The organism is Paenibacillus baimaensis, assembly GCF_025567575.1.
Genome location: NZ_JAOQIO010000015.1, coordinates 1 through 26,254 on the forward strand (window position 1 = coordinate 1; position 26,254 = coordinate 26,254).

The 26,254-nt window shown below is 43.6% G+C and carries 21 protein-coding genes; 17 read left to right on the forward strand and 4 right to left on the reverse strand.

What is annotated here, in order from left to right; genetic code table 11:
* Positions 1-274: 274 nt before the first annotated feature.
* Entirely contained in the window at positions 275-769 is a 495-nt protein-coding gene (locus OB236_RS06480) for a metal-dependent hydrolase (RefSeq protein WP_262683227.1), read from the reverse strand.
* A gap of 859 nt (positions 770-1,628) precedes the next feature.
* Between OB236_RS06480 and OB236_RS06485 the strand changes: the two genes are divergently transcribed.
* The 12 genes from OB236_RS06485 to OB236_RS06535 all read left to right on the forward strand — a co-directional run bounded on the left by OB236_RS06485 (position 1,629) and on the right by OB236_RS06535 (position 16,609).
* Complete coding sequence (locus OB236_RS06485) at positions 1,629-3,305, forward strand: extracellular solute-binding protein (protein ID WP_262683228.1); 1,677 nt, start codon at positions 1,629-1,631, stop codon at positions 3,303-3,305.
* Between the two features lie 72 nt (positions 3,306-3,377).
* Positions 3,378-4,274 (forward strand): ABC transporter permease, encoded by an 897-nt coding sequence (locus tag OB236_RS06490; protein ID WP_262683229.1) that lies wholly within the window; start codon positions 3,378-3,380, stop codon positions 4,272-4,274.
* A 30-nt stretch (positions 4,275-4,304) separates the two neighbouring features.
* Positions 4,305-5,186: a carbohydrate ABC transporter permease gene (locus OB236_RS06495; protein ID WP_262683230.1), complete on the forward strand. Its 882-nt coding sequence runs from the start codon at positions 4,305-4,307 to the stop codon at positions 5,184-5,186.
* Positions 5,187-5,252: 66 nt separating this feature from the next.
* Positions 5,253-7,040, forward strand: a complete 1,788-nt coding sequence (locus tag OB236_RS06500) for a sensor histidine kinase (RefSeq protein ID WP_262683231.1) — start codon at positions 5,253-5,255, stop codon at positions 7,038-7,040.
* Positions 7,018-8,700 carry a response regulator transcription factor gene (locus OB236_RS06505; protein WP_262683232.1) on the forward strand — a complete coding sequence of 561 codons (1,683 nt, stop codon included), beginning with the start codon at positions 7,018-7,020 and terminating at the stop codon, positions 8,698-8,700. The genes OB236_RS06500 and OB236_RS06505 overlap by 23 nt, the downstream gene beginning before the upstream one ends.
* Positions 8,701-8,942: 242 nt before the next feature.
* Complete coding sequence (locus OB236_RS39985) at positions 8,943-9,194, forward strand: methyltransferase domain-containing protein (RefSeq protein ID WP_408638419.1); 252 nt, start codon at positions 8,943-8,945, stop codon at positions 9,192-9,194.
* A gap of 462 nt (positions 9,195-9,656) precedes the next feature.
* Positions 9,657-10,682 carry a LacI family DNA-binding transcriptional regulator gene (locus OB236_RS06510; protein ID WP_262683233.1) on the forward strand — a complete coding sequence of 342 codons (1,026 nt, stop codon included), beginning with the start codon at positions 9,657-9,659 and terminating at the stop codon, positions 10,680-10,682.
* A 204-nt stretch (positions 10,683-10,886) separates the two neighbouring features.
* Positions 10,887-12,140: an ABC transporter substrate-binding protein gene (locus OB236_RS06515; protein ID WP_262683234.1), complete on the forward strand. Its 1,254-nt coding sequence runs from the start codon at positions 10,887-10,889 to the stop codon at positions 12,138-12,140.
* Positions 12,141-12,247: 107 nt separating this feature from the next.
* Positions 12,248-13,132 (forward strand): carbohydrate ABC transporter permease, encoded by an 885-nt coding sequence (locus OB236_RS06520; protein ID WP_262683235.1) that lies wholly within the window; start codon positions 12,248-12,250, stop codon positions 13,130-13,132.
* A complete protein-coding gene (locus tag OB236_RS06525; RefSeq protein WP_262683236.1) occupies positions 13,132-13,974 on the forward strand; it encodes a carbohydrate ABC transporter permease in 843 nt (280 codons plus the stop codon). The genes OB236_RS06520 and OB236_RS06525 overlap by 1 nt, the downstream gene beginning before the upstream one ends.
* A gap of 107 nt (positions 13,975-14,081) precedes the next feature.
* Positions 14,082-15,203, forward strand: a complete 1,122-nt coding sequence (locus OB236_RS06530; protein WP_262683237.1) for a Gfo/Idh/MocA family protein — start codon at positions 14,082-14,084, stop codon at positions 15,201-15,203.
* Between the two features lie 5 nt (positions 15,204-15,208).
* Positions 15,209-16,609 (forward strand): mandelate racemase/muconate lactonizing enzyme family protein, encoded by a 1,401-nt coding sequence (locus OB236_RS06535; protein ID WP_262683238.1) that lies wholly within the window; start codon positions 15,209-15,211, stop codon positions 16,607-16,609.
* Between the two features lie 59 nt (positions 16,610-16,668).
* On the opposite strand, the gene OB236_RS06540 is transcribed toward OB236_RS06535, so the two are convergent.
* On the reverse strand, positions 16,669-17,502 hold the full coding sequence (locus OB236_RS06540; RefSeq protein WP_262683239.1) for a sugar phosphate isomerase/epimerase family protein: 834 nt from the start codon (positions 17,500-17,502) through the stop codon (positions 16,669-16,671).
* A 145-nt stretch (positions 17,503-17,647) separates the two neighbouring features.
* Here OB236_RS06540 and OB236_RS06545 point away from each other — a divergent pair, with 145 nt between their 5' ends.
* The 3 genes from OB236_RS06545 to OB236_RS06555 are packed head-to-tail and all read left to right on the forward strand — an operon-like array spanning position 17,648 to position 19,754.
* Positions 17,648-18,109, forward strand: coding sequence for a VOC family protein (locus OB236_RS06545; RefSeq protein WP_262683240.1), 462 nt, complete (start codon positions 17,648-17,650; stop codon positions 18,107-18,109).
* Positions 18,110-18,146: 37 nt separating this feature from the next.
* On the forward strand, positions 18,147-18,845 hold the full coding sequence (locus OB236_RS06550) for an SDR family oxidoreductase (RefSeq protein WP_262683241.1): 699 nt from the start codon (positions 18,147-18,149) through the stop codon (positions 18,843-18,845).
* Positions 18,846-18,869: 24 nt separating this feature from the next.
* Complete coding sequence (locus tag OB236_RS06555) at positions 18,870-19,754, forward strand: TolB family protein (protein ID WP_262683242.1); 885 nt, start codon at positions 18,870-18,872, stop codon at positions 19,752-19,754.
* A gap of 385 nt (positions 19,755-20,139) precedes the next feature.
* Here the strand turns inward: OB236_RS06555 and OB236_RS06560 are convergent, their stop codons facing one another.
* Entirely contained in the window at positions 20,140-21,357 is a 1,218-nt protein-coding gene (locus OB236_RS06560) for an MFS transporter (RefSeq protein WP_262683243.1), read from the reverse strand.
* Between the two features lie 375 nt (positions 21,358-21,732).
* Positions 21,733-22,140 (reverse strand): hypothetical protein, encoded by a 408-nt coding sequence (locus OB236_RS06565; protein WP_262683316.1) that lies wholly within the window; start codon positions 22,138-22,140, stop codon positions 21,733-21,735.
* Between the two features lie 727 nt (positions 22,141-22,867).
* Here OB236_RS06565 and OB236_RS06570 point away from each other — a divergent pair.
* The gene (locus tag OB236_RS06570) at positions 22,868-24,700 is read left to right on the forward strand and encodes a sensor histidine kinase (RefSeq protein WP_262683244.1); all 1,833 of its coding nucleotides are present in this window, start codon (positions 22,868-22,870) and stop codon (positions 24,698-24,700) included.
* Complete coding sequence (locus OB236_RS06575) at positions 24,675-26,246, forward strand: response regulator (protein WP_262683245.1); 1,572 nt, start codon at positions 24,675-24,677, stop codon at positions 26,244-26,246. Before OB236_RS06570 ends, OB236_RS06575 begins: the two co-directional genes overlap by 26 nt.
* The last annotated feature ends 8 nt before the right edge of the window (positions 26,247-26,254 follow it).

Below are 26,254 nucleotides of genomic sequence, written 5' to 3' on the forward strand. Positions count from 1 at the left end.
TGAATGGATGTTACGTAAAGATGAAGGTTGTTATCAGGAATTAGTTGAGGAATATAACAGAATAAATAACACTAACTTTGAATGCTAATTCGAAGGGGCTAGCCCATCAACTAACACCGTATTCACGTTGCGGTCGCTGCGCTCCCTTGGTCTGCCCGAAGCAATTCAGCCGTTCTTCATTCCGCTAACGGGAAACTATAGCATAATAAACAACCTGAGACACGGCTGCCGGCATGGATCGGCAGCCGTGTTGTGGTAACTGGCAGTTTTTATCTTAAGAAATGATCGTCGAAAACGGAATCCAGAGGCTAACGGCAAGCAGAATCCAGCGAACCACGGTTTCCCCAAGTGAGCCTGTATCGATCGCCATAAACTTCGGGAGCAAGCGGATATGCAGCTTGAGCGGCCAGAACAGCTCGACGCCTCTGTGATTGAGCAAATCAATGAGCGGGTGCGAGACGTATGCGACGACAAACGTCAAGAAAAACAATGCAGGCAACGGAACCGTCACAAACATCAATACCAGTATAAAGAGAATGGAATGGGTTATTGACCGGTGGCGAACCTTTAAAATCTTTAATAGAGCCGATATAGGATAGAGAACCTTTGCCATAGTGGAGCCTTGCTTATCGACGTCAGCCAGCGTACCGGCTAAACAGCCAAGCAGCAGAGCACCGGCAGCCTCCCACGATAGAAACGGTACATCCTGATGAACGAGTACAAGCTCGGCGGCTACTAATCCGGCGACGCTATGAGTTTTTTGCAGCATGATAACGCTCCTGTCCGACATATTCTTTTTTCAACCTTATAGTATTCGGGCGTTATCCGGAAAATGGTCCGTAGCTTAGAAAAACAAGCTAATAAGATGTGGAGAGGTGTTATGTTCTTAGAAAGAAGAAGCTCTAAAATTATATTATACCACGTTCATGTTGGTGAACCGTACCATAAATGACGGCTAAAAAATTCTTTGTGGGAAAGTTGGGAGGCCTGTTATCTTTTAAGGAAACTTTTGCTTATCGTATTCCATAACTTGGCACAGTAAGAAAGAGCCAAGTCCCATGGGTGGAGGAACATCAGCGAGATCACATAGCGTTGTGAATAAAGCACAAGCACGGCTTGAGGTACACGAATCCAATTTGGAGCGGTTGCAGTCAGGTGAGCCACCACACCATAACGAAATCCAAAGCTGCCAAGGGTTGCGATCGTAATTGTCTCGCGCACTTCTTGATAAATCAAAACGTCCTGAGATCGTATCAAGCATGAATGACACAAAATTCAACCTGAACAAGCACGTTATCGAATGGACTAAAACACGCTAAGCTCCCATCTTCAATTTCGCGTTATCACCAGATGGACATTCTTACTTGTGGCTAATCGGGACTCTAATAATATCGTAAGGTTTACTAGAGTTTCAAATACCGAGACGCCTTCTCCAACCGGAAGTGTTGTACCTCTCTACACACCATTGTGTATCAAATTTGCTGTAATAAATTGAATTGAAATCTTAGGTTAAACTCAAAAGAAGTAAAAGACGTATAGGGTAAGTAAATATATTCTTATTTTTATAATTTTGACGACTCCGTATAATAAAAGTGAGCTCAATAACGTACCACATAGGAGGAACATAAATGAGGGGTAGTATCAGAATTAAATTTTTAACTGGTTTGCTTTCCATGAGTCTGGTCTTTGTAACGGCATGCAGCAGTAACAGTTCGGAGGGTACAACAAGTGTAGCAAACAAACCCTCAACTTCGCCACAGGTTCAAGGCAAAATCGATCCTTTAGGCAAATATGATACACCGATTGAAATTACTACGGTCAGATCGTTAGACCCTAACTTGAAATTTAAAGATTCAGATAATTTAGAAAAAAATATCTGGACCAAGAAAATCGAGAATGAGCTTGGCATAAAAATCAAAAACAATTGGATCGTAAACGGTGCTCAGTACGAGCAAAAATTAAATGTGGCCATCGCCTCTAACGATTTGCCTGATTTCATTCAATTACCACCAGCTCAATTCATGCAGTTAGTGGATAACAATCAACTGATGGATATTACGGGACTTGTGGATCAATACGGATCTCCGATGCTAAAGGAATATTTGAAATCAGACGGCGGCCTGTCCGTGGATACAGCAACCGTTAAGGGTAAACTGATGGGGATACCGACCATGAGCTCGATTATAGACAGCTCCCCTATACTATGGATCCGGATGGATTGGCTCAAGAAACTGAACCTACCTGAGCCTAAGACCATGGACGATGCATTGAAAATCATTGATGCTTTTACGAATCAAGATCCAGACAGAAACGGTAAAAAAGATACAGTGGGCTTCTTGGCATCCAAAGAACTGTGGACAGGTTATCCAAGATTAACAGGATTCTTTAACGGTTATCATGCTTATCCAAACATGTGGATCAAAGACAGTAACGGAAAGCTCGTGTTCGGTGGTATTCAACCAGAAATGAAAGCCGCACTTGGCAAATTGCAGCAGTTGTACAAAACGGGGCAGATTGACCAAGAGTTCGGTGTCAAGGATTCCAAGAAAGTGGAAGAAAGTGTCGCATCGAGTAAAAACGGGGTGTTTTTCGGAGCAATGTGGGCTCCGCTAACCGTACTGCAGGCGAACAAAAACAACGATCCAAATGCAGAATGGAAAGCATTCCCCGTTCTTTCTGCCGATGGGAATCCGGCCTTAGCACAGAATGGAGCTCCAGGCGCTAATGCCTACTTTACCGCCATTAACAAGAATGCCAAGCATCCTGAGGCTGTCATCAAAATGTTGAATTTATTTGTAGAGAAAATGTGGGGAGCAACAGCCGACCCAGAGTTTGTTTCAGCTGATGCCGTATCCATGGGATACCACAAATACCCCCCGGTTTCAGTATTCATGGCTAATAAGAACCTAACCCAGCATCTCAAAGTAACGGAAGCCATGAAGACCAAAGATGTCACCAAATTAAACGGAGAAGAGAAATCGACGTATGATTTGATCATGAAGTTTAAAGAGGGCGATTCCAAACAATGGTCTCAGGACCGTGTGTTTGGGGAGGAAAGCTCTTATACCGTCATTAATAATTACAAAAAAGATAACTTGCTCAAAAAAGACGAAATGTACTTGGCACCAACGCCTACAATGGTGCAGAAAAAGAGTACGCTCGACAAAATGAGTGATGAAATGATTACCAAAATCATTCTCGGAGCATCAGTCGATGAATTTGATAAATTTATAGGTGATTGGAAAAAGCTTGGTGGAGACGAAATAACAAAAGAAATCAACGACACATTTGCAGCTCGTAAATAACATTTTCCATTAAAGGTGAGAAGGGGTTGTATCTTCCCTTCTCTCTATCTGACAACAAATGGGGGTACATTTATGCAATCCAAGCTCAGACGGGAATTTCCACTGCACATCATGCTGTTACCTGCGGTTATTCTTGTCTTTACATTTCAATATATACCTATGATAGGGAATGCCATGGCCTTTCAACATTTCATCCCGGCCAAAGGTTTTTTTGGCTCCGAGTGGGTAGGATTTGATAATTTTAGATATCTTATTCTATTGCCTGATACGTTTCAAGTTCTATTCAATACGATTTATATCGCGTTAATGAAAATGGTCGTCGGCCTACTAGTTCCGATTACCGTTGCATTGTTACTTAATGAAGTCAGAGCTGAATTTTTTAAAAGAGCCGTACAGACATTAATTTATTTGCCCCACTTCTTGTCATGGATTATCTTGGGTGGAATTCTCATTGACATTTTATCTCCTTCCACAGGAATCGTAAACCTTCTTCTCAAAGAGATTGGCTTCAAGCCACAATTTTTTCTGGGAGATAATACATGGTTTCCTTATACCCTCGTATTTTCCAATGAATGGAAAGAGTTTGGTTTCAATACAATTGTGTATTTGGCAGCACTCACTGGCATAAATCCTACGTTATATGAAGCAGCCGTCATAGATGGAGCAGGACGCTGGAAGCAGACCTTGCATATCACGCTGCCCTCGATAGTACCAATTATCGTCCTATTAGGAACTCTAAGTATGGGGCATATTTTAAATGCAGGTTTTGAACAAGTGTTTAACTTATATAGTCCACAAGTATACAAAAGCGGAGATATCGTCGATACATTCGTTTATCGTCTCGGTGTCGTCGATGCCCAATATAGTGTGGCAACGGCTGTAGGTTTGTTTAAATCGCTTGTTTCCTTTATTTTCGTATCATTATCATATTTCTTGGCATACCGTTTTGCCAACTATCGGATCTTTTAGTAGGCCGAATCTTTGAAGGAGTGACTGTTCATGTACAACGACACTGTTGGCAGAAAAGTGTTTCATATTTGGAATTACCTAGGTTTAGCCTTTCTATCCATCCTTTGTATTTTGCCGCTCGTGCATATTTTGGCTATTTCGTTCAGTTCGAGTTCAGCGGTGACGGCTGGGTTTGTAAAGTTGTGGCCAGTCGATTTCACGATGAAATCTTATGAGTACGTTTTACATAAAAAAGAGTTTATGATTGCCATGCTCGTTTCTGTAAAAAGGGTTCTTTTGGGTTCTATCTTAGGAATGACTTTAACTGTCATAACAGCGTATCCTTTGTCCAAGGAAGTGCGTTCTTTCAGATGGAGAACGCATTATGCGTGGTATTTTATCGCCACCATACTTATTAGCAGTGGGTTGGTTCCTTGGTATATCACCATCAAAGAAGTGGGCTTGATCGATTCTATTTGGGCGTTAGTTCTTCCTGGCGCTGTAAATGTCTTTAATATCGTTCTGCTGCTCAACTTTTATAGAGGTTTGCCAAAAGAATTGGAAGAGTCAGCATTTATTGACGGTGCGGGTCATTGGCGAAGCTTGTGGGACATCTATATTCCACTATCAACCCCTGCTCTTGCAACGCTCAGTCTGTTTACGATCGTATGGCACTGGAATTCGTGGTTTGATGGGCTCATCTTGATGAACTCGCCTTCTCATTATCCACTGCAGAGCTATCTCCGTACGGTAGTCATTGACGTTGATACGATGTTGGCAAATACTCAGGATATAGCGTTACTAGCCGAGGTTTCCGACAGGACGACTAAAACGGCACAAATTTTTGTTGGGACTCTTCCAATTTTGCTCGTTTATCCATTTCTGCAGCGCTTCTTCATCAAAGGTATCACGCTTGGTAGCGTAAAAGAGTAGTATTCATAGTGGGTGTCGAGGTACAGTAGAGATAACAAATCTCTATGCAAAGGAAGGTATCTCCTGATGACAATATGGAATCGCTGGTGGCAACGATTGACGATATATCCAAAGCTGGTGATGAGTTTTCTGATTATCATATTACCGGTTTTCGCCGTCAGTTTAAGCATGAATGTGATGGGGGCCGAGAGCGTTCGCAAAGAAATTACCCATTCCATGTCGACATCGGCAAGACAGTATCTGAATCTCATTTCTATGGACCTTAACCGCGCCATCAGACAGCAGCGAGAATATATCAATCACAAGGACCTGATCAATTTGGCAATAAAAGCACCAGTGATGACAGAAATTGAAAAAACAGCGTCTATTGTGAGACTTCAACAGCAGCTGCGACAATTCAAAAGCGAGAACGCGTTTATTGAGGATACCATCTTATTCATCCCTGCGATCGGGAGGACGTTATCAGCGAATGACGGTTCCGTCCAGACGATCGTACAGGAAGAATATGAAGCTATGAAAGCCTTTGCAGGACGAATGGATATGCCGTTAATTAGTTGGAGAAATAAGCTGTATCTCAACTTCTCCTACCCGGACGCGATCACGTTAACTGGACAGAAAGAACCATTATTCCTGCTCACACTTGAGCTGTCGAAGTCCGGTTTGCAGGATGCCCTGTCGCAGTTTCGTTTCGGCCGAAGCGGAGGGGCGATATTGGCTTCGACACAGAGCGATTGGATCGTATCAAGTCCGGGTGGCGAGACATTCAACGAGCACTTGAAATCCTATTTATCGCAGGAGGAAACAATTACGGGTACCTCCGAGTTGCCGTCTTTACGTATGGGCGATCAGCGGTATACGGTTGTCATGGACCGCGACTCATCACTTGGCATAACATTGATCGCCTACGTGGAAGAATCCGATTTGCTTGGGCCGATAAAGAAATACCGAACGTGGTTCTGGGTGCTTTGTGTTCTTTCCATTCTGGCTGTCATAGCGTTCTCTTATTGGATATATAAATGGATCCACCAACCGTTAAAGAAGTTGGTATTCGCGTTTCGCAGAGTAGAACAGGGTAACTTGCAGGTGACCGTTCCTCATGTCAATCATGATGAGTTTGGTTATTTATTTGTACAGTTTAACGGGATGGTCGCTGAGATTAAACGCTTGATTCAAGAGGTATACGAAAAAAATTATCGGCTGCAGGTGTCGGAATACAGGCAGCTTCAATCCCAAATAAATCCTCACTTTTTGTACAATAGTTTTTTTATCATTTACAGGATGGCCAAGCTGCAAGAAACAGATACGGTTATTCGATTGACCCAACATCTGGGCGAGTATTTCCGCTTTATAACAAGAGATGGGACAGATGAAGTACTGCTTAGGGAGGAGCTTACCCACGCTAAGAATTATGTAGACATTCAATCCATACGGTTCAACAACAGAATTAACGCATTATTTGAGGATTTTCCAGCTATTGCAGATACCATCACTGTTCCCAGACTTATTGTTCAACCGATTATCGAAAACGTCTATCAGCACGCCTTTCGCAATAAGTTATCGGACGGGATTATGCAAATTAGCTTTCAACTAGATATAGATGTCTTATGCATTGTCGTAGAGGACAACGGTTCAGAAAAGAACAACGATGCGCTAGAGGAATTGAACAAACGGCTCCTCATTTCCGAACGCGATATGGAAACAACAGGCATGATTAACGTGCATCACCGTTTGCGGATCAAGTATGGGAAAGCTGGAGGGCTTTATCTGTCGCCAAGTGCCTTAGGCGGGCTCAAGGTGCAAATCACGATTCCGCTGCAAGGGGGAGAACTACATGCTGAACCTGATCATCGTTGATGATGAACCTATCATCGTGGACGGCCTTTACGAATTATTTCAGGACATCCATGATGTGGAACTTACGATTTACAAGGCTTATTCCGGTGTAGAGGCACTTGAGATTATTCGCAGGACCAAGATGGATATTGCTATAACAGATATTGAAATGCCGGAGCTGTCAGGGCTTGAGCTGCAGAAGCGGATTGTCTCCCTATGGCCGACTTGCAGAATCATTTTTCTTACAGGGTACAGCGATTTCTCATATGTGCAAAATGCGGTGAGAAACGGGGCAGCTGATTTTATTCTGAAGATGGAGGGTGATGAGAAAATTGTTGCAGCTTTCTATAAAGCAGCTCATTCCATCTCGCTAGAACTTGATGCAGAGAAGCTTCTGGAGAAAGCGAAAAGGCAGATGCAGAAAGCGCTCCCCGCCCTGCAGAAAGAATATTTACTGCATCTTATCGAGAGCGATGTTTCGGAAAAGGATCATGTACGCAGTCAACGGTTTGCTGAGTTTGCAATCAGTTTAATGCCTGATCAACCTGTTCTCATGGTTCTGGGAAGAGTAGACAACTGGTTTGTGGACATGTCTGGAACAGATAAAGCGCTGCTTCTTTATGCTGTGCAAAATATTTCTGAGGAATACTTGTCTAGATGCAGACTGGCATTTGTTGCCTATTCCGTTAATAAATTTGCTCTTTTCATCCAACCGGATGAGACAGGTGACTGGCAAGATTATGAGGCAGGACAAGTGAATGAAGATCAGCTCTTGATGTTCGTCAGCGGTATGTTAGATAATATTCAGTCTTCCTGTAAGGGGTATCTCAAGGTTTCGGTATCGCTAGCTGTCAGTCAGCAACCTGTCGAATGGGCAGCAGCCGGACGACAATGGTTGGAGTTGGAACGGCTCCTCGGTCGTGGCCTAGGACTTGGGAAGGAAGTCATCTTAACGGAAGGGCGGGAACCTCTCCCCGAAGAGAGGGTGTCGCATGTTACTGGAACGGAACAGAATCTTTATCGCATGTTGAAGCAGGTAGATCGGGTGGAGGCAGCTCTCGAGAATGGACAGCAGGAACGTTTTTTTCAGTGGTTCGATGATGTGACGCAAGTCGTTGCTTTCGAAGCGACTTTCAATCCGTTTCAAAACGAAGCCTATTACACCATCGCCCAATTGCTGCTGAAATTAATCAATCGAATTGGTTTTAACACAGGTCAATGGACAGCAGAACATCTAGACCGTCTTATGAACATCCGCTTTCATAGCTCATGGCAGGAAGCGGTAGCGAATTTGCGCGAGACTGCTGATCTCTTGTTTGAGAAGAAGCAGCAGGAACGGCTGGATCGCACAGACGAGTTGGTCTTGAAAATTAATCGATTTATCCATGAACATCTGGATGAGGAACTATCTTTGAACCGTCTTTCGGAAAAAGCGTATATGAATCCGTCCTATTTATCCAGACTCTATAAACAAATCACGGGAGTCGGGCTATCGGAATTCATTTTAGAGGCGCGCATGGAAAAAGCGAAGGGGTTACTGAAATTGTCCCGTCATAAGATACAAGATATTTGCAAAATGACAGGGTTTGAAACACCGGCTTACTTTACAAGACTATTCAAAAAGCATACTGGTTTAACCCCGCAGGAATTCAGAGAATTGCATATGGAGAGCGCTTTATAAAAAGATTTGATCAGAAAGGTTATGGTGCAACAATTAAAACTTATCTAAGATATCCGCGAAATGTATGGCTTGACTATGCTGTCAAACCAAACATTTTATTGATAAATTCCACTGCAGAAGGACAGACGATTAAATGCATTCGATAAGTTCTGTCGCTAGACAGAAGATGTAAGTGGCCTGCGACACAAACATGAGTGCTTTTAGATCCCCGCCAATCGGGGATTTTTTATTTCAAAGCACCTATGAGGATTCCTCTTGCATTTCTGGGAGGATCAGTCACTATTGTCGATATTTCGCCAAAGAACAAACGTTATGCATTAATGGACGTGTTTGAGATTGATTTAGAAAAGCTAAGACTTTCATTCGATATCGTTTACTTAGAAGCTGGAATTCTGCATTACTTCGCTGACCTTACTTCTTTCGCTCACATTGTTTATGAATTGTTAAAAGTTGGCGGGCGGCTGGTGTATTCCATGAGAACCATACGGTTGTAGTAGAAGGAGATTATTTTGATACACGGTTATTCAGGGGAGATGTTACTAAGCGAACAAGCCGATTTCCCTGACTGTTTACTACGATACTGGAATATGGGTGAGTTCTTCAGCGCGGTCGCTACTTCCGGTTTAGTAATTGACCAACTTGTTAAGGAACCGAGAAGTGACGAGAATCATTTTTTCTCTAGGAGTTTTTACCTTAGTCGCAAACAAATACAAGGTCAAGTGAACAGCGAATCTTAGGTAGAAGATGGATCATTACGCTAAAACGAGTTGTAAAATGATTCATACGGCAGGGCAAATTCATAATTGACAAGTAAATAAACATTTGCTAATATGGGATAAACACGTGTTCATGATACTTCTTATCAAAGTTATGAATATGTTTTATTTTCTTATTCTTAGTAAATCTGTGCCTATTAATTACGTAACTTAGAGGGAACTAAAATGAGAAAAAATGATTTGAACAGCAAGGAAATTGCTGAAATTGCGGGGGTTTCCCGGAGCACGGTTAGTCGCGTAATTAATAATTACGCTAATGTACCTGAGAAAACCAGGGAAAAGGTAATGAAAATCGTGGAACAATATGGCTACACACCTAATGTTTCCGCAAGAGCTTTGGTAGGAAAAAAGATAAAAGCGATCGGTCTATTTTTTATCGATCAGGATCACTTTTCCCAGGACAGCTCGGCAAATATGTTGATTACGAGTGTTATTGAAAGTGCTTCCTCCTTTGGGTATATCGTGCTAACGGCCGTTGTTAGGGACATTAAGAATTATGAGAGCATCAAGAATTTGAAAGACGTATTCTATCAGCGAAGCATTACCGCGGGCATCTTTATAGGTGCGGAAAATCATGAGCCGGTCATTGAGGAGCTAATTGCTGAAGGTTTCATTATAGGCGTGCTTGATCAAATTTTGCCTGATCGAAATGAGCCTAACCGTATCGTATACAACTTAAATAATGAGCAAGTGGCTCGGGATGCAGTTGATTACTTAGTTGGTCTTAATCACAAGAAAATCGCCATTATTAATGGTGATCTAAAGAAAGCTGCGGCTAATTTCAAGTTTAAAGGCTTTGTCGAACAGATGGAGCATCATGGCTTGAAAATAATCGGAAGTTGGGTCATGCACGGACAATATGAATCAGGCGGCTATGATGCGATGAAGAATCTGCTGGCCAATGCCAGCGAGCTGCCGACAGCTGTTTTTGCTGTAAATGACAGCCTTGCTTTTGGCGCCATTCGGGCAATCAACGATTTTTCCATGAGGGTTCCTGAAGATATTTCTGTCATTGGAATGAACGATCAACCGTTGAGTTCGTATTATAAACCCGCCCTGACAACATTTCATGCGGATTATAATCAGCTCACTATCGGTATTACACAAAGTGTCATTCGTGCAATTGAACAAGGGCTGACATCGAAATGCATAAAGGCCACTTTGGATTGTACATTGGTAGAAAGAGAATCTTGTAAAAAATTTTGAGGCACCATTCAAAATTTTTTTAACCACAAATAAACACGTGTTTATTTGTGGTAGCTTGAGTCAATTAATTATATGTTGAAGATTATCCTTTATGAAAGCGGGCTCAAGTTGTATTGAAAGGGGTGAAGTAGGGGATAATAAGCACAAATATTTGGAATATTTTCGGGAAAATATCAATCAAAAAACGATTAGGGAGTTTTGAAAATGAAAATGCTAAAAGTAAATGCTTCAGTGGTTGTAATCGCTGTATTGGGAACTGTATTGGCTGGTTGTGGAAGCAATTCTAGTTCCGGAAGCGGAAACGGTAAAGTCGAGCTTACGTATTGGGACGGCGCATGGAATACAAATACAGCAGCTGTCGTTAAGAAATTTGAAGAGAAATACCCTAACATCAAAGTAAATGTTCAGCAATTCCCGGATGCCGGGATGTCCGATAAATATTTACTGGCCCTAAAGCAGAAGAATGGCCCGGATCTAATGAACATTGCCGTGGATTGGATTACACCTTTCGCGACCACAGGCGGATTAGTGCCTCTGAATAATCAAATCCAAACAGACAAAGTGGATCTTAATGATTTTTATGAGGGAGCAATTTCAGTAGCCAAGCTGAATGACAAAGTGTATGCGCTGCCGTATCGTACAGAAACCCATGGACTTATTTTTAATAAAAAATTGTTAGATGCGGCGGGTGTTGATTCGTCTAAAGGACCGCAAAATTGGGCGGATTTATTAGCAGCTGCACAGAAAGTTACAAAAGGCGATGTCCACGGCTTCGCGCTTCCTGGAACGAATGTCGGCAATTTAACAACGCAATTGTTTAATATGATTATGTCCAACGGCGGCAGTATTCTGAATAGCACCAATACGAAGTCAACATTGACAGAGCCTGCAGCTGTTGAAATGGCGAAGTTGTATGTGGATTTGTTTAGCAAATATCAGGTCATGCCGAAGAGCATGCTCCAAAATGATAATATTGCCGACCGTAATTTGTTCACGAATGAAAAAGTCGGCATGTACATGTCCGGCATCTATGACATTGCTCCCATCAAGCAAGCAAATTCAAAGGTTGACATGGGGGTTGCCATGGTACCGGCCAATAAAGAACGCAAAACGGTGCTAGGCGGTTGGGGCGTTGCTATTACTACAGCAAGCAAGCATCCGGAAGAAGCTTGGAAGTTTATCAACTTCATCACACAACCGGACATTTCAGCTGAGTACAGCGTAACCTTCTCAGCAAGAAAATCCGCTGCAACGAATCCGAAATATCAGGATCCGTTAACGAAACCATTGTTGGATGCACTTCAATACGCTCAACCGCTGCCGCAAATTCCGCAATGGACACAAATTAAACAAATTATATTTGACAACATTCAACTGGCATTAAGTGGTAAGTCCACAGTAGAAGAAGCCATGATACAAGCTTCCAAAGCAATCGACGAGCTCCTCGCTAAAAAATAGGTTGTGAATTCATAATAAATTGATGGCATCACCTGCAGAGTCTGTGCATCAGGATCTGCAGGTGAGTTAGATAGTGAGAGCTAATTTAGTGCAAAGAGGTGGAGTTCATGCCAATAAAGAAGTTAAAACATAATCCGGGTATGCTCTATGTAATGCCCGCCGTAATTGCAATAGCAGCGGTTATGATTATCCCGCTCATTTATACGATTTTATTAGGGTTTAACAAGAGCGACATCTATTCGGATGCATGGAAATTTGTTGGGCTAGCACAATTTCAGGAACTTTTTCAGAACGCAGAATTTTTGGGATCGATTCAACACACGTTTGTTTGGACATTTGGTAGTGTGGTTTTTCAATTCCTGATCGGTTTTCTCGCAGCGGTATTAATTAGTCAGGATTTCATCAAATTTAAAGGTCTAATTCGCCTACTGCTTATGATTCCCTGGGTATTGCCGAGTGTGATCAGCGTAAGCATTTGGAAATGGCTGTATCATCCTGATTTTGGGTATCTCAACCATTTTTTAAAAATGATCGGTCTCACAACAGAATCAATCAATTGGGTATCAGATGAACGCTATGCCATGATTTCGGCCGTTATTGTCAATGTGTGGAAGATGTTCCCGCTTGTTATGTTGATGATAGAGGCTTCCCTGCAATCTGTCCCTAATGAATTGAAAGAAGCAGCTTCAGTAGACGGTGCAAAACCTATTCGTATCTTTTTTACTATCACAGTTCCCCATGTGTCTAGCACATGTTATACCATCGTTTTGCTGCTCATTATTTGGACGCTCAATGCCTTCACCTTCATTTTTGCTTTAACTGGGGGAGGTCCTGCGAACAGTACTCAGATTTTATCGATGTATATTTACAAGCTCGCATTTCAAAATTATGACTTTGGTATGGCTGGTGCCGCAAGCACGGTGTTATTTGTGATTACTGCTGCATTAAGCATTTTTTACATGAAATTCATTATGAAAGGAGAAAGGAGGTAATGAGAAACAAAAAAGGAAGTTTTATCGCTAAAGCAACAGGAAGCTACTTGACCTTGCTTGTGTTAATCGTATTCAGTGTTTTCCCTGCACTCTGGATGTTTGTAACATCCATTAAAACCCCAGAGGAGAATTTCTCAATTCCTCCTACCTTGCTTGCTGAGCATCCTACGTTTGCCAATTATAGCAAGGTATTAACTGAAAGTGGTATTCCAAGAGCGTTTATAAATAGTATTATCGTTACATGCAGCGCCACAGCTGTGACCTTGGTTATTGCTATTCTTGCTGGTTACGGTTTTGCAAGATATCGTTTCAGAGGCTCTAATATAATGTCCTCCGGGTTATTATACGGTCAAATGATGCCGGGCGTCGTTATTATTATTCCACTTTATATGGTTTTTAGTAAAATTAATTTGATTGACACTTATCTGGCTATGATCATCGCTGACCTCGCGATTACGGTTCCTATGGCGGTTATTATGTTAAGGTCATTTTTTGAAACACTGCCAAGGGAACTTGAAGAGGCTGCCAAGCTGGATGGTTTATCGAGCCTTGGTACGTTGATTCGTATCATTATCCCTGTTTCGATGCCGGGCATTATTGCAGTTAGCATGTACGCTTTCCTTAACATTTGGGAAGAATTCTTGTTCGCGCTCAATTTGACCAATTCGGATCATGTAAGAACCCTACCGATCGCGATTAATTATTTTAGTGGTGAATTCGTTATTGATTGGGGAGCAATGATGAGCGCCTCCATGATTGTTTCCATGCCGGTTTTGATTATTTTCCTTTTGTGTAATAAATTTTTTGTCAAAGGACTTTCCGACGGATCTGTAAAGGGATAGCTCCGATATGCGGCAGTTTGTAAGATTACGAGTGATGGAAAAAGAAGGTCTGATTCTGCATAGCCGATTAGGAGTTAGGAATGTATTTCAGGTGAAGGACTGATTGTGTGCGAGAGATAAACATTGCATTAATTGGCTATAACTTCATGGGAAAGGCGCATAGTTATGCACTTGGTAATGTTAACTTCTTTTTCCCAAATAAAATCCGTTTAAACAAAAAGGTTATTGTCGGCCGTACGTTGAATTTACTTAAACAGGCAGCGGAAGAATACGGATGGCTGGAATATTCTACGGATTGGAGAGAAGTTATTCTTCGTGACGATATTGATGTTGTCTGCATTGCCACGCCAACATCTTCTCATAAAGAAATCGCAATTGAGGCTGCAAAAGCGGGAAAACATGTGCTGTGTGAAAAGCCGCTTGGGATGAATGCTGAGGAAGCGAGACAGATGTGGATCGCAGTTAAGGATGTTGAAATTGTGCATATGGTGGGGCATAATTACCGCAGAGTGCCGGCTATAGCCCTTGCCAAAAAGCTCATAGACGAGGGGAAACTTGGCAATATTTATCATTTCCGAGGATGCTACTTGCAGGATTGGTTAGCAGATCCTCGGGCGCCTATGAGTTGGAGGTTGGATAAAGAAATTGCAGGTTCAGGCGCACATGGCGATCTAAACGCACACTTAATAGATTTGGCCCGTTATTTGGTCGGCGAGATGGACCAAGTCATCGGGGTAGAAAAAACTTTTGTCCATCAGCGTGGAGAAGGAAATAGCCAAGCTAATGTGACCGTTGATGACAGTACAGCCTTCCTTGCCAAGTTTGCCAACGGAGCAACAGGGACGTTTGAAGCTTCTCGGATGGCGAGCGGACGCAAAAATCATAATTCCCTGGAGATCAATGGCAGCAAGGGTTCGCTATTCTTCGATTTTGAGCATATGAATGAACTGGGGTTCTGGTCAAAAGAGGATGAACTTGAGGTTCAGGGCTTTCGTAAAATTATAGTCACGGAGGATACCCATCCGTATATGAAGGCATGGTGGCCGGCCGGCCATCTTCTTGGTTATCAGAATACATTTGTGAATCAGTATGCTGATTTTATTCATGCAATTATCAATAAAACTAAGGTAGAGCCTAATTTTTATGATGGCTGGATGTGCAATCAGGTACTAGATTCAGTAAGCACTTCAATAGATACGTTAACCTGGGAAAAGATAAGAGGGAGCTGACTTATATGAACGACACGTATGAATCTGCTTTACAATATGTGAATACGAACTCGAGACCATCGGAGCTTAAGATTACGGATATGCGATTTGTAGATATCGCTGGCGCACCGATGCACTGCACGCTTGTCAAAATTTATACAAACCAAGGAATCACAGGAATTGGCGAGCTCAGAGACTTTGGCAGCCGGACCTATGCAGCTATGTTGAAAGGGAGGCTGCTGGGTGAAAACCCTTGTAACGTGGATAAATTATTTCGGCGAATCAAACAGTTCATGGGACCGGCCAGACAAGCCGGTGGTGTAGCCGGTATTGAGATTGCGTTATGGGATCTCGCTGGAAAAGCCTTTGGCTTACCTGTATATCAAATGCTTGGCGGTAAATTCAGAGACGAGGTACGCATGTATTGCGATCTAGGCGTTAACACGCCAGGCGTGAAGAATGACGGCTACTCTATGGCAAGAAGATTAAAGAAATTCGCTGATGAAGATGGATATACAATGGTCAAGGCTGTCCTGGGTGTTGAAACTTTGCAAAATCTGTATCCGAACGAAGATCTGATTTCTGCTCCTGGCAATTACGTCGATGAGTATCTGAAAGCCGCTCATTATAATTTTGATTTTATTAAAAATCGGCGCGACACACCTTACAGTTCGGAATTCCAGCTTCGCAATCGTGCTTATGATATTGTGAATACGGAGTCGCCATACATCATGTATCGCATGACGGAGCGCGGTTTGGACCGCTATGAAGAACAAGTAGCGCATATGCGCGAAGTGCTTGGTTATAAAATGCCTTTGGCTATTGACCATTTAGGGTATTTGAACGTGGAGGATGCAGCACGTCTGCTTCGCCGTTTGGAGAAATATAATTTATTATGGGCAGAAGATATGCTGCCATGCACGTATACAGAGGAATATAAGCGCTTGAGTCAAATGACAACGACACCTCTCGCTGCTGGCGAAGATTTCTCGACACTTGAGAGCTTTGAGAGCTTAATAACGAATCGTGCAGTTCCGATTATTCATCCTGATATTTGCTCCTCAGGCATATATGAAACGAAAAAAATCGGCGATTTGGCACAGCGTTATCACGTCGGTATGGCCATGCATATGTGCGAGACGCCGGTTGCTGCTTTGGCTACTGCGCATATGGGGGTTGCAACTGAAAATTGTATGGCTATGGAATTCAATGCACCTGATGTACCTTGGTGGAATGATATCATAACTGGTTTTGGTGGCAAAGTGATACAAAACGGGTTCATTAAGGTAAATGATAAGCCAGGACTCGGCTTCGATGATCTAAACGATGAAGTGTTAAAGCAACATTTGATGCCAGGCTTCCCGGATATGTGGGCGCCAACGACTCAGTGGGACACCGAATACTCGAATGACCGATTGTTCAGCTAGCGGATAGATTTATGGAAAGGCAGATGCAAGTCTTAGACTCACACTGCCTTTTTCCTGTTTTATAAGGCTATTTGAAGCTCTGATGCCAGACCGCGTATATAACCGGCTGCTTCCTGATACGCTTCGTTGGTCTTTAAATGCTCAATCGTTAGTGCAATGTCGGGATGAAGCTTATTCAGCTCCGAGAGGAGTACTCGATAATCCAGATTGCCCTGCCCGGGAAGCACTTCATCAAAATGAAGCGTTAAGTGATCGCGAAGCACAATGTCTTTAGCATGGCAATTGCGAATATAAGGTCCGAGCTTTGAGAAAAAGTCCCGAATAAGCTCACCGGTCCGGTAATAAATACGCGGGCTGATGACGATATTGACCGGATCGAAATGCACACCGAAGCCCTTTCGGTCTATCGCTTTGATTAAAGCCAGATAGCTATCAGCGGAATCAGGAAAGATCCAGGGCATCATTTCCAACGCGTAGACCGTTCGCTCAGGCTTTACTGCATCGATGATTTCTCGTGTCGTTTCTACAATAAGATCAAAGGTAGCTGTGCTGAAATTATCAGGGTCTGGTCCATCCCATTTAAGTCCCCGAGATCCAGCTATATTGACACAGCACTGTGCACCAATGTGCTCTGCCAGCTCCAATCGTTGAATACAGTAAGAAATAGCTTGCTTGCGCTGTTCTTCATCACGGCTTAGAGGGTTGCTCCAGGCTCCGACTTCGGAAATCTTAATATCATAAAGATTTGCTTGCTTAACGTAATCCTCCAGATCTTTTTGTTCTGCTTCGGTTCGAATAGGGAATGGGGTTGCTCGAAAGCCGGCTTCCTTGAGGGCGAGTGCCCAATTTTCCGGATTTTGCTGTTCAACAAATACTTGTCCGCCAATGCGCATTAGGATCCCATCTTTCTTTAAGAAGTTGTGAGTGAGAAAATTTGTGGAATGCATAAAGTATAGCATGAACACGTGTTTATACAAGCATTCAAGATCGAGAGCTTTCATGCTAATATTTTTTATTGTAGAAAGGATATTTGCCAATATGTCATCCCTGATACCAAATCCCGTTATTGCACAAATTGCAATCCTCGTTAACGATATCGACAAGGTGAGTCAAGCTTATGCTAATTTTTTTGGAGTGGAGAAACCGCCCATTAAAATCACAGATACTGCGGACAAGACACAAGTGGAATATCAAGGTAAATCAACGCAAGCCCGAATCAAAATGGCATTTTTCCAAATGAGTAATCTTCAATTAGAACTGATTGAGCCTGATGAACACCCTAGCACATGGAGGGATCATTTGAATAAGTATGGCGAAGGTCCGCATCATATTGCGTTTATGGTTGAGGGCATGAAGGAAAAAATAAGCCTCTTTGAAAGCAATGCCTTTCCACTTCAGCAGAAAGGCGAGTATACGGGTGGACGTTATGCTTATTTTAATACAATGAACGAGCTGAAAGTTGTGATCGAGCTTCTGGAGAATGATAGGAATGAAGCGTGAGTTATACTTAAAATAACAGATTCCAGGAGGAACTGACTTGAATGTTTTAATTACCGGTGCAAACCGCGGGCTTGGCCTTGCGATTACAACGGAGGCGCTGGAGCGAGGCCATCATGTTATAGCGGGTGTTCGAAGCTTGCGATCGAATATCGACGCCTTGTCCTCGTTAGCAACTCGACATGGGAAGCAGCTTGAGGTTGTTGAGTTGGATGTAACCAACGAAGAAGGTATTGCAGAGCTTGCCGGACGATACAAGCGCGAGGGGAGATCGCTTGGGGCTATTATCAATAATGCTGCAATTCTGGTTGCACGTAAAGAGCGGATCGAAGGCCTTCAAATTGAAGATATGGAACGGACGATGGATATTAACCTTTATGGTCCGATGCGAGTAGTCAAGCACTTTCTTCCTCTGGTCACAGAAGCTAAGGCTGCAGTCATAAATATTTCATCCGAAGCAGGAAGTATTACGAATGCTTATGGGGGTGATTATCCGTATGGTCTGTCCAAAGCGGGTCTCAATATGTTCACCCAACAGCTGAAATCATACGTCAAGGATAGGAATATCCTGGTGTTGAGCATTCATCCGGGCTGGATGATGACCGATATGGGCGGGGAAGCTGCGCATAATGATCCTCGCATCAGTGCGAAAGGTATTGTTGATCAGATGGAACGGCGCATCTTTTCAGAGAACTCATTTCCATTTGTTGATTACCTTGGTAATACAATGCCAACTTAAGTAGAAGGAAAGGCAGGATGATTTATGAATACGTTGAAAAAACCGCGAGAAGCTATAGATCGACGTGTTTTCAGTTTTCTGGAAACCATAGATGTCGAGTCGGGAGAACGGCAAGTTCTTGAACAATTCGATTACTGTATAGAAGCTCCAAACTGGAGCTCGGACGGAAAGCGTCTCATCTATAATGCGCAAGGCTTGCTTTATGAATTCGATCTGGCTTCCGGGTCAAGCACTGTTATTGAGTCCGGCTATGCCAATCAATGTAACAATGATCATGTTCTGTCACCCGACAGTTCGTATGTTGCCGTTAGCCACGATACACACGAGGACGGTCAGTCGCGGATCTATGTACTACCGATTGAAGGGGGTCATCCCATTTTAATTACTGCGATGGCGCCAAGCTATTTGCACGGCTGGTCACCGGATGGGCTTACGCTAACCTACTGTGCTGAGAGAAACGGGCAGTACGATATATATACGATTCCAGCTCAAGGCGGGATTGAGCGTCAATTAACGGATACGCCAGGTCTGGACGATGGACCGGAGTATTCCCCCGATGGTCAGTATATCTGGTTTAATTCTACACGGAGTGGACTTATGCAGGTCTGGAGAATGAGGATTGACGGCAGTGAACAAACGATGATGACATTCGACGAGCAAAGCAACAATTGGTTCCCTCACGTGTCACCGGACGGGGCTACTGTTGTATATCTATCCTACCGAAAGGATGATGTCGAAGCCAATAAACATCCGGCGAACAAGCATGTCGAGCTGCGAATTATGCCGAGTGTAGGAGGCCCCAGCAGGATAATTGCTAATCTGTTCGGAGGGCAGGGCACTATCAATGTCAATTCCTGGTCACCTGACAGTCGGAAGGTGGCGTTTGTCAGCTACAAGCTCAAGGACTGATCAAAATATTGTGCTATAATTTCATAGAGTGTTACACATCATATATGGACATCCGTTTTTGATAAACGGAAATGTCCATTTTTTTTATGAAAAAAAGATGGGGGTGAATGAGGTAATAGGCACATATTTTCATGTATTCTGTCCTGATTGTTTGTCCTCGTCGCCTATCGAACAGGATGACATCGAATGTCAAACCGTGTACATCGAGTCTGGAGACATCGTTTCGAATGATTTATTGGGGCAAATCTGGAATAATAAACTTCTGGGTCAGAGTGCTCCTATCACGTTGAAATGTTCATAGCAAAAACCTTGGTATATCCGGTTTCCGACGAGAGGAACTTGATCAATGCTTCAATGCGTTTGGCCAAGTCAATGATTATCGGGGCTATCCTTTTAAGGTTTCCTTTACCGACTTTTCCCGCCTGTTCGTATCCAATGTATTACCTTTCATAATACCAGCAATGACTAGCATGACTAACCCATTAATGATGAAAACGGTCGTAATTGAGAACAAGTTGGCAAGAAAGCCGCCTAATAAAGGTCCAATCATCATTCCAACCTGCATCGATGATTGGTTCAAGCTGAAGGCACGGCCCCGAAAGCTTGGTTCCGTCACCTTGACAATTAATGCGTTGAGTGATGGGTACACAGCAGCAAAAAATAAGCCATAAGTAAAACGCAATATCCCAAAGCTAATAAGATTATGCAGCATAATTTGCACGATATTACCAAGACCGCCACCAATAAGACCAATCATTAGTACCTTCTCATATCCGACTTTCGTTCCGAGCTTTCCCCAACGTGGTGCTGCAATTAGCGCTGCCACTCCAACGGAAGAGAATATAATGCCAGCACTGAGCGATGCCGATTGATTCGATGCTCCTAACTGGATTACATAAATCGTCAGTAGCGGTTCCAGCAGCATGACGGACATTGAGGTCATCATCACCACCCCGAGCACCATAACCAGCCTGTTATTCGCCAATGCTGACTTCAGGTCATGGATTACCGAAATTCGCGTGGATGATCGTTCGAACTTCTCCTCCCTGGTCCAGATCCAAGCAATGAGAAAAGCAACCAGGATCGCGCTCCCTGAGAACAGGAAGGATTCGCGGTTCCCGATCCAGTGGCTCACGAGCCCGCCGATCAAGGGACCGAGAATCGACCCCGCTGCACTGGCAGTAGTCATTATGCCTAACGCATATCCGACATTTTTCTCGGGCGTATTGGTAGCGATCATCGCAATAGCGGAGGGAACGAATCCTCCGAACAGCCCTTGCAGCAACCTAATGACCAGTAACTGGTAAGGATTGACTACAAAGAAAGAGGCAAAATGCAGAATCATTAAACAAAATCCCGAGCGAAGTAGCGTTTGTTTACGTCCATACTTATCTGCTAGTGCCCCCCAGAACGGGGCGGTTACAGCACTGGCAAAAAAGCTAATGGCAAAAATCGTCCCTGCCCATGTTTCCAAATGATCCTCCACTCCAAGCTCATCATGAAGGAAAATAGGCATAAAGGGGACAATCATGGAATAGGCCATGCTAACAAAAAATACACTGGCCCATAAAATATAAAGATTACGCTTCCATGGATAATTCATGAAGGGTTTCCTTTCCAAGTTCAGTTTATAACATCCAGCGCCCAGGACTGCGCTGGGTAGTTTCTTTTTATTTATTTCATTAACCTTCTATCTCATTAAATCATAAGCTATCGCTAATGGGTCGTATACAGACATTTATTGCTTTGCACCAATAATCGTATTTGCACAGCAAGTTTAAAGGGGATATTTAACATGTGGAGAATATCCTGCCCCCGCCATATATCCGCATTTTGAATTTTTTGCCGGAGCGCATGTTTTTGAATTGGCACTCGCCGTTCTTTTGCTCCTTTTCTAGGGTGGACCTGTAGTTCCTTCTCCTTGAGGTTTACATCCTCAACGTTTAACTCCAAGTCCACGGAGCCGTTGGGATGTTCGCTAACCAGCAATCTTAAATTTATAGTCAACGGAGAAACGGTCTCGATATCTGTTTCTGAGGCACAAGACGAGATCAAGCATGTTCCCACAAAAGAAGAAAATATGGGGCTTCTGAAGAACGAGGAAGACAAGCATAAACGTAGCATTTTTGTCGGTCTTGCTATAGCTGTTTCGGTTGCCTAAAATTCCTTGGTGAGTTTCATACCTGTGAAGACGAGGGAGTAAGTCTTTGCGGAGCGCACGCACCGCTTTTTTCAGCGATTTGTCCTTGGGTTGTGCTTGCAGTCGTTCTTCCAATTGTTGGACGGCAATCTCTAATTTTTCACTTGTGATCTCTGACATTTCGCCAAGTTCGCTTAGTTCTTGGCTGGCGTGTGACCGTTCTTCTTGATTCTCGGGCTTCTTCAATGGTGGCAAACCGTGTCTGTACTTTCTCCTGGAGTTTGGCCTTGTGCTTCACGATAGCTTTACCCCAAACAAACGTATACCGATTAGCATTCGCTTCGATTTTGGTGCCGTCAACAAAGTAGTGTTTTGACGGGATGCGTACAAGCGCTGAGTGCAAGCGTAAATGATCACTTTCGTGAGCATCTTAGGATGGTAGGTGTCTCGCCCACCACCTGGATAAGCGGCAACGAAGATGGCGTCGTCTAGACGATTTATTGCTGTATTCACAACTCGAACGAGGTGATTTTGGGGAATATCTTATTCCAGATCTATTGGCAGCATAAGTTGATCCATGGTATATTGAATGTACAAAGAAACCGTTCCTTTCGTAAATGGTGGGTCGCACTTCCATTTTACCAAAGAACGGTTTCTTTTTGTTTGACGAAATTGCAAAGAGGATGTCCCTCGCCATTTTCATGGCCTTTGGGACACCCTCTTTTTGCGTTCAAGCACATATGTGCAAGCACTTAAAATTATTTGACGTAAAGAGATGGTGTTGGATAAAATAGAGTTCCCTTCATTAATTTTGCATTTCCATTTAATAGATTATAGTATTTCAAATTTCAAGTGGAAGGATCAGATCCATACCTTGTTCAATAATCGCTTTTTTTCCAAAAAAAGTTTTTCCCATCGGCTAGTGTTGAATTTATCGGTTATTATTATGCTGACCTTTTGTTTGAGTGGGTATGTGTCTTATAAGATTCATCTTAAGCTGTTTACCTCAGAACTCAGTAAGCAGTTTTATAAAGCAAACGAGCAGGCGGCCGCACGGCTTGATTTGCAGATTCGGGATATTTATCGCCTGTCTAACTACATCGTGTTCCATCCTTACGTACAGGAAGTATTGCAGCGCTCAGCTTTATCGAAGGTCCGGGAGTCGTACACACAATTATCAGATCAGGATGAATTAAATCGGTTGTTGAATCAGGTGAAGAACGATGAGCCTAAGCTGTATTCGATGTATTTGTTCGATTTGCAGGATAACGGATTTTATTTCAGTGGTCCCTCCACTGTGCTTTTGCCACTTGATAAAGAGGTATACAATTCGGTCAAACTCAAACTGCAGAGCACGTCAGGGGATTTGGTCTGGTTCCCCATGCAATTACCAAGCTTGGTTGAAACTTCTGGTTACCGAAATATGATATTGGCGGCGCGTTATATGAAATCCAAAGATTTGGAGATTTACGGGGTTATGGTCATGTTGTTCGATCAGTCGCTATTTTCCGAGGATTTGCAAGGCTTAATTAACACCGAGAACGCCAATGTGTTTTTATACGATAAGCAGGACCGCCTTGTTTATACCGATATTGCCAAGCCGCTGGATCTACTCCCATTATCCGCCTTGGATGCGGAGACGGTGGTTGAGGATCAAGGAGAATCCTATCTCTATGCCAAAAGCCGATCCAATCAAGTTGACTTCAAACTGGTCAGCCGCGTCTCCTTAAGTGATATTCGAGATAAGAGCGAAATTATTTTTCAGATTGCCATTTACTTGGGTTTACTTAGTTTGCTGCTGTCAGCGATTTTGGTTACGGTTGCAGGCCAAAGGCTGTTGAAGCCGCTTAAGCAGTTGATTCTGGGGATGAGGCGCGTTAAAGAGGGTGACTTTACGACGCAAATCGAGATTAAGACTGAGGATGAGCTTGCTTACATGGGTCAAGTATTTAACGGGATGGCAACGAATATTAACGCATTGATCAAAGAGGTTTACGAGCGTGAGCTTAGTGAACGGGAAGCTGAGCTAACAGCGCTTCAAGCGCAATTAAACCCGCATTTTCTGTACAACACTCTGGATACGATCTATTGGAAATTGTATTTGCGGGATGACCGGGAAACAGCTGAGCTTGTAGTGTCACTGTCTGAGATGCTGCGTTATGCGCTGGAACCAGCAAGGACACAAACTACGTTAGGTGAAGAAATCCATCAGGTGCGTAACTACCTGGCCATACAGTCAGCGCGTTTCAGTGAGGATCTGGAGACAATCATCCAAATTGATAAAGAGGTGGAAACATGCCAGATCGCTCGCCTGCTGCTGCAACCCTTGGTAGAAAATGTTTTTATCCATGCTTTTGCAGACAAGCTGAATGGACGTGTGTTACTAATTAAAGCTTATAGGCGAATGGCAAATGCTTCAAGTTCGGACGGGGAAAATTTGGAAACTGATATTATGCTGCAAGCCGCGGTGCACAATCCCGATATGCTCGTTATTGAAATCATTGATAACGGATGCGGGATAGATGAGGGGCAGCTTGCCGTGATACGGGAAGCAATCGAGGTAGATTCCAAACCGGACACACAGGACCATCAGCGAGAGGATCGCCCTCAGAAGCGAAATCGTGTAGGGGTGCGAAGTGTACTACGGCGGATCGACTTAATCTATGGTAGCCCGTATCGTGCGGAAATTCGTTCGATTATTGGTCAGGGTACTACGGTAACCTTGCTGCTGCCTTGCGATACGCTTCAACCAATAGAGACGGCTAGAGGAGGAGAACGAGATGAAGGGAACGTTGCTGATCGTTGACGATGAGCCACTGATTCGTAAAGGTTTGCGTAAGCTGGTCGAGAGTAACGCATTACATTGGGAGATTGTCGGCGAAGCGAGTAATGGGCAGGAAGCGATCGTTAAGCTTGGCGACCATGCGCCAGATCTGGTGCTGACCGACATTCGAATGCCTGGATTGGACGGTATTCAACTGGCTGAATATATTCACCGTAATAGACCGAATACAGCAGTCATTATATTGACCGGGCACAGAGATTTTGAATATGCACAAGCTGCACTTCGGTTTGGGGTGAAAGATTTCCTGTTGAAGCCTTGCCCGGAAAAGGAAGTATGCCGTATCCTGACTGAGGTGTATGAGCTGCTTTACGCACGGCTGCAAGCAAGAGATATGCAAAACGAGGAAAGGCGCCGCATGGAGGAGAATGTGCTTCGTTCGCAAATGCTGCAGCTTCCTGTCCCGCAAACGGACGCGGAGCGACTAACAGAGGCATATAACGGGATGGATGCTTGGTGTGTGTGCGTCATTACATATTTTCCCGAATCAAAAGCGTATCGACCCGAGGACTTGAAGCTTCTGCAGTTTTCGATTATGAATATTATGCAGGAATTGTTCGAGCAATCCGGGCTGCAGGGACGTATCGTATCCGTACAAGTGAACCAGTTCGTGCTGCTATTGAACCCGTCCCAGTCAGCTCATTCCTTCTTCTCCCAGCTGGTTACGATCATAGAAGAGCTGCTGGCGATTCCTTTATTCACTCATTACTCAGGTCGCTTGGATAATATGGGAGCCCTGCATCAAATGTACCAGGAAGGCTTAGAGGCTTACGAGAAAGCGCATCCTTCGTCTTCGCTGCAGCGTTTCACCTATAAACAGGAGGAAAGAATGAGCACTGCTGCTATAGAGGGCAACCTGGATTTAAACTACAGCAGCATCAAAACCATATTAAATGAAGTGATGTCGTTCATTCTGTTGGGCAAATCTAGCGAGCTGCAGCAGTATGCAGCTTCTCTTGTCCTAGCTTTGCAAGACAAGCCCATTGCCGAAATGAAGTTGGAGGCGCTGACGATTGCCAGCGCCTTTCAGGAAACCGAACGAAGAGAGCTCGGTGTTTCCTTGGTACAGGAGGACTTTGCGGCAAGAGTCAGCGAGTTGCACCCGCTACAGCAACCTGCTGCCATCATGGCTTGGACAGAGAAGCAAATTGAACGCTTCTTTGCCGAGTGGAGCCGCTGGTTGATGCTTAATAACGATAACCTGATTGGGCGGGCGATCCGTTTCATTGAGCAGCATTATATGGATGAATGCACGCTTGCCCAAGCTGCTGAGCACGTACATTTGAGCTTGACGTATTTCAGCAATTTGTTTAAGAAGGATACGGGTGAGAGCTTCACGAATTACTTGACGAAGGTAAGAGTCGACAAGGCCAAGATGCTGCTGCGTAATACGGGTATGAAAATTGCTGAAATCGCCGAAGCGGTCGGTTACGCAGACCCGAATTATTTTGCTGCTGTATTTAAGCAAACGACGAAGCAATCACCCAGCGAGTTCCGTAAAGGTTTGTAGGAGTAACA

Coding starts and splice junctions, on each gene's coding strand:
- OB236_RS06480 (WP_262683227.1), bottom strand. CDS start 769: ATGCTGCAAAAAACTCATAGCGTCGCCGGATTAGTAGCCGCCGAGCTT.
- OB236_RS06485 (WP_262683228.1), top strand. CDS start 1,629: ATGAGGGGTAGTATCAGAATTAAATTTTTAACTGGTTTGCTTTCCATG.
- OB236_RS06490 (WP_262683229.1), top strand. CDS start 3,378: ATGCAATCCAAGCTCAGACGGGAATTTCCACTGCACATCATGCTGTTA.
- OB236_RS06495 (WP_262683230.1), top strand. CDS start 4,305: ATGTACAACGACACTGTTGGCAGAAAAGTGTTTCATATTTGGAATTAC.
- OB236_RS06500 (WP_262683231.1), top strand. CDS start 5,253: ATGACAATATGGAATCGCTGGTGGCAACGATTGACGATATATCCAAAG.
- OB236_RS06505 (WP_262683232.1), top strand. CDS start 7,018: ATGCTGAACCTGATCATCGTTGATGATGAACCTATCATCGTGGACGGC.
- OB236_RS39985 (WP_408638419.1), top strand. CDS start 8,943: ATGAGGATTCCTCTTGCATTTCTGGGAGGATCAGTCACTATTGTCGAT.
- OB236_RS06515 (WP_262683234.1), top strand. CDS start 10,887: ATGAAAATGCTAAAAGTAAATGCTTCAGTGGTTGTAATCGCTGTATTG.
- OB236_RS06520 (WP_262683235.1), top strand. CDS start 12,248: ATGCCAATAAAGAAGTTAAAACATAATCCGGGTATGCTCTATGTAATG.
- OB236_RS06525 (WP_262683236.1), top strand. CDS start 13,132: ATGAGAAACAAAAAAGGAAGTTTTATCGCTAAAGCAACAGGAAGCTAC.
- OB236_RS06535 (WP_262683238.1), top strand. CDS start 15,209: ATGAACGACACGTATGAATCTGCTTTACAATATGTGAATACGAACTCG.
- OB236_RS06540 (WP_262683239.1), bottom strand. CDS start 17,502: ATGCGCATTGGCGGACAAGTATTTGTTGAACAGCAAAATCCGGAAAAT.
- OB236_RS06545 (WP_262683240.1), top strand. CDS start 17,648: ATGTCATCCCTGATACCAAATCCCGTTATTGCACAAATTGCAATCCTC.
- OB236_RS06555 (WP_262683242.1), top strand. CDS start 18,870: ATGAATACGTTGAAAAAACCGCGAGAAGCTATAGATCGACGTGTTTTC.
- OB236_RS06560 (WP_262683243.1), bottom strand. CDS start 21,357: ATGAATTATCCATGGAAGCGTAATCTTTATATTTTATGGGCCAGTGTA.
- OB236_RS06575 (WP_262683245.1), top strand. CDS start 24,675: ATGAAGGGAACGTTGCTGATCGTTGACGATGAGCCACTGATTCGTAAA.